The 12,941-nt window shown below is 64.6% G+C and carries 12 protein-coding genes; 1 reads left to right on the top strand and 11 read right to left on the bottom strand.

Going from position 1 to position 12,941, the window contains the following annotated elements; genetic code table 11:
• The first annotated feature begins 45 nt into the window (after positions 1–45).
• Positions 46–846 carry an IS110 family RNA-guided transposase gene (locus VLY81_RS03530; RefSeq protein ID WP_324669647.1) on the top strand — a complete coding sequence of 267 codons (801 nt, stop codon included), beginning with the start codon at positions 46–48 and terminating at the stop codon, positions 844–846.
• A 56-nt stretch (positions 847–902) separates the two neighbouring features.
• Here the strand turns inward: VLY81_RS03530 and VLY81_RS03525 are convergent, their stop codons facing one another.
• From VLY81_RS03525 to VLY81_RS03475, 11 genes are all read right to left on the bottom strand, one after another.
• The gene (locus VLY81_RS03525; RefSeq protein WP_324669646.1) at positions 903–2,360 is read right to left on the bottom strand and encodes an aldehyde dehydrogenase family protein; all 1,458 of its coding nucleotides are present in this window, start codon (positions 2,358–2,360) and stop codon (positions 903–905) included.
• Positions 2,361–2,394: 34 nt separating this feature from the next.
• The gene (locus VLY81_RS03520) at positions 2,395–3,558 is read right to left on the bottom strand and encodes a M20/M25/M40 family metallo-hydrolase (protein WP_324669645.1); all 1,164 of its coding nucleotides are present in this window, start codon (positions 3,556–3,558) and stop codon (positions 2,395–2,397) included.
• 7 nt (positions 3,559–3,565) lie between these two features.
• Positions 3,566–4,429: an ABC transporter permease gene (locus VLY81_RS03515; protein WP_324669644.1), complete on the bottom strand. Its 864-nt coding sequence runs from the start codon at positions 4,427–4,429 to the stop codon at positions 3,566–3,568.
• Positions 4,430–4,534: 105 nt separating this feature from the next.
• Entirely contained in the window at positions 4,535–5,458 is a 924-nt protein-coding gene (locus VLY81_RS03510; protein WP_324669643.1) for an ABC transporter permease, read from the bottom strand.
• On the bottom strand, positions 5,455–6,819 hold the full coding sequence (locus VLY81_RS03505) for an MmgE/PrpD family protein (protein WP_324669642.1): 1,365 nt from the start codon (positions 6,817–6,819) through the stop codon (positions 5,455–5,457). Before VLY81_RS03505 ends, VLY81_RS03510 begins: the two co-directional genes overlap by 4 nt.
• 107 nt (positions 6,820–6,926) lie before the next feature.
• Positions 6,927–7,997 (bottom strand): Ldh family oxidoreductase, encoded by a 1,071-nt coding sequence (locus VLY81_RS03500; protein WP_324669641.1) that lies wholly within the window; start codon positions 7,995–7,997, stop codon positions 6,927–6,929.
• 65 nt (positions 7,998–8,062) lie between these two features.
• Entirely contained in the window at positions 8,063–8,491 is a 429-nt protein-coding gene (locus tag VLY81_RS03495) for a DUF3830 family protein (RefSeq protein WP_324669640.1), read from the bottom strand.
• Between the two features lie 72 nt (positions 8,492–8,563).
• Complete coding sequence (locus VLY81_RS03490) at positions 8,564–9,001, bottom strand: DUF3830 family protein (protein ID WP_324669639.1); 438 nt, start codon at positions 8,999–9,001, stop codon at positions 8,564–8,566.
• 74 nt (positions 9,002–9,075) lie between these two features.
• On the bottom strand, positions 9,076–10,614 hold the full coding sequence (locus VLY81_RS03485; RefSeq protein WP_324670330.1) for a glutathione ABC transporter substrate-binding protein: 1,539 nt from the start codon (positions 10,612–10,614) through the stop codon (positions 9,076–9,078).
• A 138-nt stretch (positions 10,615–10,752) separates the two neighbouring features.
• Complete coding sequence (locus VLY81_RS03480; RefSeq protein ID WP_324669638.1) at positions 10,753–11,199, bottom strand: Lrp/AsnC family transcriptional regulator; 447 nt, start codon at positions 11,197–11,199, stop codon at positions 10,753–10,755.
• Between the two features lie 138 nt (positions 11,200–11,337).
• The gene (locus VLY81_RS03475) at positions 11,338–12,465 is read right to left on the bottom strand and encodes an IS256 family transposase (protein WP_449731083.1); all 1,128 of its coding nucleotides are present in this window, start codon (positions 12,463–12,465) and stop codon (positions 11,338–11,340) included.
• Positions 12,466–12,941 lie beyond the last annotated feature (476 nt).

The raw sequence follows: 12,941 nt of genomic DNA, 5'->3' as shown, positions 1-12,941 counted from the left end.
GGGTCTGGGTGCCGCCGAAGCCGATTCGGGAGCTGCGGGCGCTGGGTGAATCTGCGCCGGCGGCTGGTCGAGCAGCGGGCCCGGTGGAAGAATCAAATCCGCAGCCTGCTCCAGCGCTCCGGCTATCGCGCGCCCCATAACCTTTGGCAAGCGCGTCGTCACTTGAAGGCCCTCTGGGAGCTGGACCTGTGCTCGGCCGACCGGGTGGCCTTGGCGGTGGCGCTGGAGCAGCTGCGCTCGACCAACACCCACCTGCGGGCCCTGGAGCGGGAGATTGGCCATCGGGTGAAGGACTGCCCGCCGGTGCGGTTGCTGCTCTCCCTTGGAGGCTTCAATGTCATCGCGGCGGCCACGTACTATGCCTACATCGGCGACCCCTTCCGGTTTTCCACCGACAAGCACGTGGCCAGCTACACGGGGCTGGTGCCGCGGGTCTACCAGTCCGGCACGACGGACCGCCGGAGGTCGATCACGAAGGAAGGCCCGGCGGTCCTGCGGTGGGCGTTGGTGGAAGCCGCCAGCAGCGTCGCCCGCCATGGCCCGCCGGCCCTGCGCGCGTTTCACGAGCGGCTGCGGGCCAAGAAGGACCATCAGGTGGCGGTGGTGGCCCTGGCCGCCAAGCTGGCTCGGATCGCCTGGGCCATGTGGCGCACGGGGCGGTTGTTTACCGGCATCCGTGCCGAGCTCTATACTGCCAAGCTTTCCCTGCTCGATGGCCACGCGGCGCCCTATCCCACGGCCTATGTGCTGAGGTGGCTGGGCGAACGGGTCGATCAAATCGTTGACCGCAGCCCTTATGCGATCAAGCAGACTCGGAAAGGAGCCCAACTGAAAGCCGCTGCTTGAGGAAAGCCCTTGACAGGGGATCATGGGTGTACAACGCCAGCCCGGTTCAAAACCCTTTACGGAGCCAGATCGATGATGACCATACGCTCGACGGTCATTTCCTCCACGGCGTAGCGGGGCCCTTCCTTTCCGATTCCGCTGAGCTTCACCCCGCCATAAGGCATTTGCTCCAAGCGGAAATTAGACGTTCCGTTGACAACCACGCCCCCCACTTCCAGGCTGCGGACCGCCTGTAATGCCTTCCCGAGGGATGCTGTGAAAATGCCTGCCTGTAGGCCGTACTGCGAGTCGTTCACCGCCGCGATGGCCTCCTCCAGCGAATCCACGGCCACCACGGAAACCACCGGTCCGAATACCTCCTCGCACACGACCTTCATCTCTGGGCGAACGTCCACCAGGACGGTCGGCTCAAGCAGCGCCCCGTCTCGCTTGCCGCCGCAAAGGATACGGGCACCCTGCTGCTCGGCCTCTTTGATCCACGCCTCGACCCGCTCCGCCGCCTCCTCGCTGATCATGGGACCGATGTCGGTCTCGGGCAGCCAAGGATCTCCCACCCTAAGGCGGGATGTGTACTGAAGGAGCTTCTCCAAAAACGCCTCGTAGACGGGCCGCTCGACGTAGATCCTCTGGACAGCAATGCAGCTTTGGCCTGAGTAGCCGAAGGCATTGGCCGCCATCTCCCGGGCCGCCCGGTCGAGGTTGGCGTCCGCGCAAACGATGTTGCCCGCGTTCCCCCCAAGCTCCAAAAGCACTTTCTTCATGCCGGCGATGTTGCGGATGCGGGCCCCCGCCCGGATGCCGCCAGTGAACGTCACGAGGTTCACCCCTGGATGGGTTACTATGGCCTCCCCGACATCGGGGCCACCGTGGACGACGTTGATAGCGCCCGGCGGCAAACCCGCCGCTTCCAGGGCCTCAACCAGGTACACGCTACACCAGGGAGTCTGCGGAGCTGGCTTGAGGACGACGGTGTTTCCTCCGGCGAGCGCCGGGCCCACCTTGTGGGCCATGAGGTTAAGCGGGGAATTGAAGGGCGTGATCGCGCCGACAATCCCCACCGGCACCCGTAGCGTGAACCCAAGCTTGTTCTCGCCCCGGCTGCTAGAATCCATGGGAATGACCTCGCCGGCCAGGCGCTTGGCTTCGTCCGCGGCAAATTCCAGCGTCTCGGCGGCCCGGCCCACCTCCCGCTGCGCCAGCGCCGCCGGCTTGCCGTTTTCTGCAGTGATGGAGCGGGCCACTTCCCCCCGGCGCCGCATGAGCTCCTCCGCGGCGCGGCGCAAGATCTGGGCCCGCTTGTGAGCCGGCATCCCCGCCATGACCGGCTTGGCCGCCACCGCGGCCCGCACCGCGTCCTCGACGTCCGCCCCGCTCGCCACGTGAAGTTCCGTTACCGGAGTCTTGTGAAACGGGTCCCGCGTCAGGGCCCGTTCGGGCGACTCCCTCCACTCCCCACCGATATACAGCCTGGCGACAGCCTGCCCTTGGTTACCTACCGAAGGTTGCACCGCCATTCGGCCATTCATCCTCCTTCTGAATCTCACCCGTCTAGAAATGCCATGACTCCGGGTTGTACTGGCGCGAGGCTTCCTGAACCAGCCAGGCCACCTGTGCCAGCCCGGGCGCCAGCGAGGGGATTTCGAGGAATTCGTTCGCCGTGTGCACATGGGCGCCCCGGCTCGCGCCGATGGTGAGAGCCGGGATACCCCTTGCCAGTGGGATGTTGGCATCGGTGCTGGCCGCTTCGACCCGCGCCTCCTGCCCGAGCTCGCGCAGTGTCTGTATGGCCATCGCCAAGAGGGGATGAGCAGGGCGCAAATCGCCCGTGGGTCGCCGGCCGAGTTCCTCTAGGACGATCTGGACGTCGCTTCCCTGGTCCCCGTCCGAGAGGACCGTCGCCCGAATGCGCCCCTCCACTTCCGTGAGAATCCCCTGGTCCCGGGAACGTAAGTCCAGCAAGAACTCGGCCGAGCTCGCGATGGCGTTGACGGAAACCCCGCCGGTGAAGGTGCCAATGTTCAGCGCCGTCTTCGGCTCGGCGGGAAGCGGGATACTCAAGACGCGGCAGGCCCGTTCGACCAGGATGTGCACGGCGCTGGGAACACCGTAGTCGGCCCAGCTATGCCCGCCCGGGGTCCTGGCTCTGACCCGCCAGCGCACGCTACCAACACCGTAGGGGACGATGTCGCCGAAGCCCCCGTCCACCACCACCACGAAGTCCACGTCTGGACGGGCCTCGATAGCCGCTTTCACACCCCGTAGGTTTCCAAGGCCTTCCTCACCGACAGAAGCGATTAGGTACAGGCTCCCCTTCGGACTAATCAAGCCTTCCCGCAGCAGTTTCGCCAGGCCGATCAGGGCTGCCACACCGGCCGAGTTGTCCCGTACGCCCGGTCCCCGCAACAGGTCCCCGTCCTCCACCGGGGCGCGGTGGGCGTGCAGGGGGAACACCGTATCCATGTGGGCCACGACCATGACGTAGGGTCTTCCGCCGTCGCCCAACCGCGCGACGACGTTGCCCACCGAATCGATCTTGACCGATTGAACACCAACTTGGCGCAAGCGGTCCGCCACGTGCCGAGCACGCCGGCCTTCGTCAAAGGTCGGGGCAGGGATCTCCGCGATGCTCTTCACCTCGGCCAGCCACTCCGGGGTGCGCCGGCGTAGTGCTTCCAGCAGATCCTGGAGAGGCGGTCGGTTCAACGTTGGCATGCTCCCTTCATTGGTTGGCGGTCAGGTAACGCTTCATGCGGGGATCGAGGGCGTCCCGCAGCGCGTCCCCGGCTAGGTTGAAGCCCAACACCGCGAGCACGATGAACACCCCGGGAAAGACACTCATGTGCGGCGCGACGCGCAAGTAGCTGAAGCCGCTGCTCAACATGGCGCCCCATTCAGGAGTCCGCGGATCCATACCGATCCCGAGGAACCCGAGCCCGGTGATGGTCAGAATGGAGGTGGCCACATGCAGCGTTGCCTGGACGACAATGGGGCCCATAATGTTTGGCAAGAGGTGCTTGGACACGATCACCGACTCGGCGACGCCGATAGCCCGGGCTGACTGGATGAAATCCCGTTCCCGCGCGGACAAGGTAAGCCCCCGAACCATCCGGACGAACTGCGGCGTCCGCGCGATGCCGACAGCCAGGACAGCGTTGACGAGGCCCGGCTCCATCGCCGCGGCCAGGCCCAGGGCCAGGAGAAACGCGGGAAAGGACAAGAGCACATCCATGACCCGCATGATCAGGCTGTCGGTCCAGCCACCCACGTAGCCCGCCAGCAAACCCAGAGGGACACCCAGCAGCGTCGCGATGCTCACGGCGCCAATGGCGGACAGCAGGGATACCCGTGCGCCAAAAATGATCCGGCTGAGTATATCCCGCCCCATCTCATCGTTGCCGAACCAGTGGTCGATAGTGGGCCCCTTATTCCGGGCCAGCAGATTCATCTGGCCCGGATCGTAGGGGGAGATCCAGGGCGCGAGGAGGGCCATTACAAGAAATGCGATGATGATGACGATCCCGGCCACGCCGGGCTTGTTCCGAGCAAACTGGCGAGCGAACGCGCGTATCACCGTCCCGTTCATGTTCCATCGCCCTCGCCGCGTTGTTCTGTCCTGCGCGCCCCTGCCTCAGCCATCGTGCGCCCCCAACCATGCTGCGCCCGGCGTCCATCGTGCGTCCGACAGCCGTCATGAGTACCGGATGCGCGGATCGATGAGCGCATAGCTCACGTCCACCAAGAGGTTGAGCAACGAGATGCACACGGCGTATACGAGAATGCCGCCCTGGAGCACCGCATAGTCCCGAGCCAGGATGGCATCGAACAGGAACTTCCCGATCCCCGGCCAGCTGAAGATGGTCTCCGTCAGCACTGAGCCGCCCAAAAGAATCCCGAACTGCAGCCCTATGACCGTGATGATCGGGATCACGGCGTTCTTCAAAGCGTGCTTATAAATGACCGTCCGCTCAGCAAGCCCCTTTGCCCTCGCCGTCCGCACGAAGTCTTCGCCTAGCACCTCCAGCATCGAGGTCCGCGTGATCCGGGCGATCATCCCGAGCGACCCCGTGGCCATGGCGATGGACGGCAAGATGAAGTTCTTCCACGATTCCATCCCGATCACAGGCAACCAGCCCAGCCGGACGCTGAAGATCAGGACGAGGACGATGGACAGCCAGAACACCGGGATGGAGAGGAACACCAGGGACGCTACCATGGTGAAACCGTCCCAAACCGAATACGGGCGCTGCGCGGCCAACACCCCCGCGAGGGTGCCGCCGACAACGGCGAACACCATGGCGGCTAACGTTAGTTTTAGACTGTTCGGCAGCCGGTTCGCGATTTCTTCTAGGACTGGTCGGCCCGTTTGCATCGAAACCCCGAGATCCCCCATGGCCAAGTTGCGCATGTAGCTGACCATCTGCACGGTCAGCGGCTCGTCAAGTCCCCACCGTTGTCGGATCAACTCCACCTGATTGCGGGTGGCCTCCGGACCAGCCAGGGTCAGGGCGGGATCCCCGGGCAGCGCCCTTCCGAGGAAGAACACAACGAGAACGATGCCAAAAACGGTGGGAATCAAGCTTGCAAGGCGCCGCAAGACGAACCGGGAAATCATAGGCTACCCCGTGGGCTAAGACCGCAAAAGATCGCTGCGGTCTCGTTATCCCCCAAGAACGCCACGGCTTGCGCGAGCTTCTCCGCGCCTTGTTCACCCAAAACAGGCACGGTGAGCGCATCCCACTTCCCCTTGAGTTCGCCGGGTGTCAAGGGATTAGAAACCTCGCCGCGGGGGATCGCCACGAGGGCGCGGTGCTCGGCGCCGTTCCTGGTCCGCACGCTGACGCGGGCCGGCACGGTGCGCGACTGGTCCTCCGGCCGTAGCAGGCCGGGATCGGGGAGAAGGACCACCCGCTCGCTCAGGGCAAGCAGGTCCGGTCGGGTGACGACGTCATCCCGCTTCCACCACTGCGCCTCAGGCCACTGGTAAAGGACGAGGGCAGCGAGGAAGGGCAAGCTAAACTGCGCGTCCGTGACTGAGGCCGGCGTACGCCAGTCGAGCCACTCATGGAACGGTGGCGGAAGGTGGATCACGACTTCCTCCACATCCTCTGCGGCCACCCCCGCCGCCTCGCGGATGTTCCGCAAGGCGTCAAGCGCGGCATGGGTCCAGCGGCATGAGGGATACGGTTTGAAGGCCACCTTCAGGATTTCATAGGTGACGCCGAGGTCCTGAACCAGCGCGTCGGCACCGAACCGGTCCGTGCCCAGCGAGGCCGCCAGCCCGTCCTCGCCGTCCAGGACGCCCCTCGGGCCGACCTGCCCCATGCGTGCTAGCAGGGCCGCCTGTAGCCCAGTCCGGGCGCTCCAGCCGAGATATCCCTTATACCACGGCCGACGCTTGCCGCTAGCAGAACTGATCGCCTTCGGCAGGGGAGCCAAGGTCGCGGCGATCCCGAAGGCGTGGGCCATCTGTTGCTCATTCAGGTTCAGCAGCCTGCCGGCCGTGGCCGCCGCTCCGAAGGTCTGCAGCGTCAGTTTCGGGAACAGATGCATCCGGGCCCGCGACGGCCAAAAGGCCCGGAACAGTCGGACTTGAACCTCGTAACCCACCACGATGGCGGCCAGGAGGTCTGCGCTGGAGCAGCGGTACTGCTCGGCCACAGCCAGCCCGGTCGGAATGACAGTCGATCCCGGATGCCCGCCCCGCGTGTCATCGAAATCCAGCAGATTGGCCAAATTGCCGTTGAGGTAAACAGCCTCTTCCAGTATCACGGTACGCCCGGACCCAAGCAGCGTGCATGGCCCAGATCCGCCCGGCAAGGCCAGCCAGCGCCGCCCCGATTCGGTAATGCTGGCCCCCAGCGCACAGGCAAGATTATCCATCAAGCAGCGGGCGGCCGCTTCCTGCACCTCTGCCGGGAGCTCCTCACCCTTCAGGTTGGCCACAAACGCTGCCAACGTGTCGGTAGCCGACAAGGTTTACCACCTTCTTCAACTGGCCTTCCCGAGTCCGGGCCATGCTACCCGTCTGGCGGGCACACATAACACCATTCAACCAGCCTCCCCCACTTCAGGCAGAGGCCTCAGCCGGCGTTCCCCGGCTCAGGCAACGCCGCCGGAAACCGCAGCCCCAGCTGCCTCGCGAGCGCGCGGAGCCGGTCCACGAGATCAGCGTCCAGAGGAATCCCGTGCCGGGAGCGCTCCGCGAACTCCCTCCTCGACCGATCGCCCGGCACCCGGACCTGGTCGCACCCGTCGGCGGGGGGGCATGCCCGCAGCTGCTCCAGATATCGGAGGACATCCGCCTTGAACGCCGCAATTGGCTGAAACCGCTGCACATCGATCACCATCATAACGTGAGACCTTAGCGGCGAGCGGAAATTCCCCGGCGCCCGGGGGATTGGCTCAGACAGCCCCGCCCCGGCCAAAAGGCCCGTCAGGATCTCGAATACCAGGGCCAAGCCGTACCCCTTGTAGCCGCCCGCCGGCAGTAGCGCGCCAGCCAGGGCTTCCTGTGGGTCTGACGTGGGTCGCCCCTGGGAATCCAGAGCCCAGGCGTCGGGTATGCGCTCGTTTCGGCGTGCGGCGTTGACGATGTTCCCCCACGCGGACACGCTGCAGGCCATGTCCAGCACGAGGGGCCCCCCGTCGCACGGGATCCCGACCGCGATGGGATTCGTGCCCAAAAGGGGCAGCCGCCCCTGCCAGGGAGCCATCAGCGGTGTCGTGTTGGTAAAGGTGAGACCCACACAGTTCGCCTGCACCGCCATACGCGCAAAGTAGCCGGCCGCGCCGTACGTGTGGGTGTTGTGCACCCAGGCCGCCGCGAGCCCGTATTCCTTCGCGGCGGCCAAGCACATCCCCATGGCCTTTGCGCCTGCGATCTGCCCCAGACTCCGCTGTCCGTTGATGCGGAACAGATTCGGGCCCAGGCGTTCGACGGTGGGCCGTGCCTGTGGCAACGCTTCTCCCCGGTCCAGCTTGTCGATGTATAGGAGCAGGTGCGGCATGCCGTGTGAACTCACGCCGTGCAGCTCGGCGTCTATCAGGGAGTCGCTGACCGTCGCCGCGTCGTCCCGGCTGACACCTTTAGCGCAAAGGGCGGCGATGCAAAATTCCCGCAGCTCTTCCTGGGAGAAGCGTTCTGCCCGCACCGCTGACACCTTCCCTGTTACGCCGAGCTGTAGTCGCCCTCCTGGAGCTGGGGCCGAACTGGCCTCTACTCCGGTAGGCGCAGCCGCATCCTCTCCCCGCCTTGACGGCGGATGCGAAGCCCAATCCGGGCAAGCTCTTCCAGGTCTTCCTCGATGCGCCCGACTAGCAGGAGCGGGTTATGCACGGCATACGGATTTTTGTAGTAGAAGTTGGGGCCATAGGTGACGATGACACCGGTGCGAGGCCCCCGCGAGCGCATGTATGGTGGGTAATACTCGATGGCCACCGTTCCAGGGTGGATGCCGATAATCTGCTGGTTTTCGCCGGGGTTCACCGGGAAATCCTTCAGCTGTGCGAACACACCCTGCCCGGACCACATGCAGTGCAAAGCCGTCCCTTCCAGCGGCATGGCGTTGACTAGGTAGCGGGTGTTATCGGGCGCCTCCTCGACCAAGAGCCGCGCCTTGAACACGCCCCCGCGCTCAAACTCCACCAAAATGGCCTCACGAACCAAAGTTCGCTCACTCCTTCAGCGGGGGATGTCGTTGTTAAACGTGACCGCCGTCTAAACCCGTTCGAACCGGATCTTCTCGACGCCCTGTTCGTGAATACGGCGGCCCACCCGATAGAGCGCGTTCAAGTCTCCTTCAATCTGACCGAAGACGTAGAAAGGCTCCCCGTCAGGGGTGAACGGCGTGCCAAAGCGCACCTTCGGCCCGTAGGCGATCAGAATCCCGGGCATGAACCCCGTGGTACCTTCCGGAACGTATTCGAGCCCCAGGGCGCCGGCGGGCACGCCCAGCACCTTAGGGTTCTCCTTGACAACGTGCAGCTTCTCGTACTTGCAGAAGCACATCTCCCCCGAGAACATGCCGTGGCAGACCTCGCCCTCAAACGGCAACAGGTCGAGCACCATCTGGGAGTTGGTGGGTGCCCTATCCCGCAGCACCCGTGCCTTGAATTCACCGCCCCGTTCGAAGATCAGCTTGATGTAGTCGCCCATGACGCCGTCACCGCTCCTCCGTTGTATGATGAGGGCCGGACGAGCCCTTGGCGATCGCCTGGCCCTCCCTTTCTCTAGTCGACCTTGTACGCCTTGGACAGGTCCAGCATCTCGTCCGCGGGCACCATCACGTCGTGTACGTTGGACCGAACCGCAGTCACGAGCCCCTGATTGACCAGAAAGATCCACGGGGCGTCACCCATGATGATTTCCATGGCCTGCTTGATAACGGCGGCCCGCTCCGCTGGATCGACGGTCTCCGCTTGTCTCCTGAGCAAGGCGTCGACTTTCGGGTTTGAATAGTAGCCGCGGTTACTCGCCTCGCCGCTAAGGAAAAGGGCCGTCAACCCCTGGTGCGCGTCGCCGCTGGCCCATCCCCAGCCGAGAAGGAACAGGTCGTGTTCTGATTGGGCTGCCGGCTTGTTCAGCAGGCCGAGGTACGTGCTCCATTCTAGGCGTCGGAGGTTCACCCGCAGGCCGATCTGCTCGAGATAGTTCGCCACCGCTTGGGCAATCTCCCCGTCCGACGTGTAGCGGCCCGGGGAGATGTAGAAATCCACCTCGAAGCCGTTGGGGTAACCGGCCTCAGCCAGCAGCTGGCGGGCCTTGCGAGGATCGTACTCGTACTGCATGACAGGCGCATAACCGAAGGCGCCGGGACCGACCACCGAGTCGACGACCGCCCCGTTCCCCAAAAGGATGGCTTGGACGATAGCTTGCTTGTCTACCGCGTGGTTGAGCGCCCGGCGTACCCGCACGTCGTCCAGGGGCTTGCGGGTGACGTTGATTCCGACGTACTGAATCCGCGAGCTTTGGGTTTCGATCAGCCTGATGCCGGGCACCCGGCGGAGGCGCTCGACCTCATGGTACGGGATACGCACTGCAATATCGATATTACCGGCCTCGAGAGCCGCCACCCGTGTCGCTGGGTCCACGATGGGGATAAAACGGATGCCCGCCAGTTTCGGCGGACCGCCCCAGTAGTCGGGGTTGGCTACGTGGTAGACGTAGCGACCACTTTCTTGCCCAGCAAACTTGTAGGGCCCGGTGCCGACCGGATGCCGACCGTAATTGGCCCCCATCGCTCGTACCTGCGCCGGGCTGCTGATTGCAGTGGCCGGGTAGGCCAGGTGCACCAATAATGGCGCGAAGGGGAACTTGGTAGTGATATCCACCGTGTACTCGTTGACCACGGTGACCTCTTCGACCATGTCCAGCAACGAAATGAACTGCGTGCCCGTGGCAGGGTCCAGGAACCGGTCGATGTTAAACTTAACCGCCTCGGCGTTGAAGGGCGTGCCGTCGTGGAACCTGACCCCTTGCCGCAGATAGAACCGCCAGGTCCGCCCGTCCTCGGAGACGCTCCAGCCCGTCGCAAGGTGCGGAACAACTTCACGGGTGACTGGATCCCGGATCACGAGCGTTTCAAGCACCGGCTTCATGCACTCGAAGTCGACCAGGATCGTCGTCTGGGTGGGATCGAGGGTCCGACAGTCGACCCCCATCCCCACCCGGAGGACTGGACCCGCTTGCGCCATCACAGCCGATGGGACCAGCAGCAACGCCAAACCCGCGCACAGCCAGAGACGGGACCAACCCCACACGACCGTCATCACCCTCTCTTCTCTCCTTGCCGCTGTTTCGTCATGGCCGGCTGTTCCGGGTTCTCGCTCATTTGTCGTCGCCGCGTACTCCGGCTCCAACCCACCATCTGTAACTTCCTCCTTTATCGCGCGAAGGCTGCGCCGTCCTTACACCCGCGTGCTCAAGTCGCTCTTGTACCTTCGGGTCAAAATGTGGGTCCGGACACTGCGCAGGCCCCGCAGCGTGTAGACCTCCTTCTCGATGAAATTCTGCAAGGCAAGCACGCTGGGTGCAAACACATGTACGTGCAGGGCCGAGGAACCGGTCATTTCGTACACGACGGCGACCTCTGGGCGAGACGCCAAGTGCCGACCGGCTTCCTGGATCAGCGGTGACTCCACTTCGACCTCCATGAACACCGACAGCCGCTTGCCGAGAAAGTCTCCGTTGACGAGCACGGTGAATTTCTCAATGACGCCTTGCCGCACCATCCCCTCGACCCGGCTGCGAACCGCCACCCGGGACAAGCCGATCATCCGGCCGATCTCGGCGTAGGATAGCCGGCTGTTCTCCTTCAGTAGATCAAGGATTTTGTAATCGACGTTGTCCAGCACCTGCGGTCCAGATTGATTCTGGCGTACCGCGCTCCCCATCTTGTCCCGCTCCCCGACCCCAGCTAACAGCGGCCGACAGATCGCCGGAGCATGTCCCACGTTCCGTAGAAGTTGAATCGCGCTCCCGTACGTCGTTTTTCACCCCGCGACGAGCGCAGGCTCGGTGATGGCTCGTTCAAGTCCCAGCTCCCGACGTAGGGCCTCCTGGAGCATGGGGACGAGGCGATGACCGCGAAGGCGGCGAAAGCGACTCTCGGCATACAGCAGTGCCATGCCCGCCCACCGCTCGGCCTGCTGACCCGAGCGCCAGCGCTTCACCCGATCACCCTTGGCCTCAAAGGCCGACAGCGCCGACTCCGCCAAGTTGGTGGAGCTAAGGCTCGTACGAAGCAAGCCCGGGATGCCCAGCCGGTGCAGCGTCAGCGTCTCTTCCAGGCCCTCCCGCAGGCTGGCTGCTGCCCCCGGGTGCTGCTCCTCCAACTGGTCGGCCAGGCGCTCCAGAGCTGCTTTGGCTGCACTGTACTCCGGCTCCCGATAGGTCTGGGTCAGCTTTCGGCCCACCCAGCGCTTCTCGGACTCCGGCAGGTGGTCGAGGACGTTGCGTTTCTTGTGGACGGTGCATCGCTGCACGACGGCTTGCTTGCCAAAGACCGCCCGCACGGCGGCCCGCAGGGCCTTGGCGCCGTCGATGACCACCAGCAAGCCCTGGTCGTAGCGCAAACCCCGCTCCACCAGGTCCTCCAACAGGCTGCGGACCGTGGCCTCGTTCTCCGTGGCCCCTTCTCGAAGGCCCAGCACGTGCTTGCGTCCCTCGCTGTCCACGCCCAGCGCCACCACCACGGTCCACTCGTCGATGCGCACGCCGTCCACCCGCAGCGCCACCAGGCGCAGCTCGTCGAGCCGGCGGCTCAGGTGCTCCCGCAGCTTCGCCTCCATCTGGCGGATGAAGCGCTGCCCCACCCGGCTCTTGGAGGTGCCGAAGGCCTCCACCTCGCCCACGTCCTCCAGCGTGGCCGCATACGACCGCGTCGCCACCCCGTGCAGCATGCGAGCCAGCACCGCCTCGTCGAGGCGGTTTTCTTGCTGGGCCCAGGCGTAGCTTTCCAGGCGGACCTCGCCGCTGGCTTTCTGGCGCACCCGGGGGCGCTTGACGTGCACCTTGCACCCCCCGATCACCACCCAGCCGGGCTCCCAACCATGGCGGTAAGCCTGCCGGCCCGCCTGGTGCTTCCCCCTGAGCCCTACCCGTTGCGCCACTTCGTTCATGGTCGCCTGCAGCACGGCTAGGCCGACCTGGATGGACAGGGCCCGTCAGTCCCTTCCGGGCAGCCACGGCAGGCTCGTCGCCTGGTGGCGGCTGGCTTTTCGGACCTTCCCCTCGGACGTTACCACGTGGTACCACCGCATCGGCGGCTCCTCCCATCCACAGGGTTTCGCTCGCCCTTGTTCTGCCACAGGGATTCCGGGAGCCGCCGCTTCGATTTCCAGGGACTACGGGACAGCCTCCAGATCGCCGTCTACTGTAATACCGGTATTTTGCGAGGCGATAGTGTGTTCCTGCATACCGTTGTACGGAAAATCCGGGGTGTGTTTCGGCCTGGCATTATCAGAGGGAATGGAGAAGCGCGTGCAGTGATCGATCGTTAAGGCGAACGCGAAACCTGTTCGAGCGCGGTCTGCGGCGAACTGATCTACACCGACGTTGTCATCCGTCCCGGGAGCAGCCTGTCTTAGGCCCCGTG

The sequence above is a fragment of the Limnochorda sp. LNt genome (assembly GCF_035593265.1).
Classification (GTDB): domain Bacteria; phylum Bacillota; class Limnochordia; order Limnochordales; family Geochordaceae; genus Geochorda; species Geochorda subterranea.
This window is presented reverse-complemented; position numbering and strand designations above follow the sequence as displayed.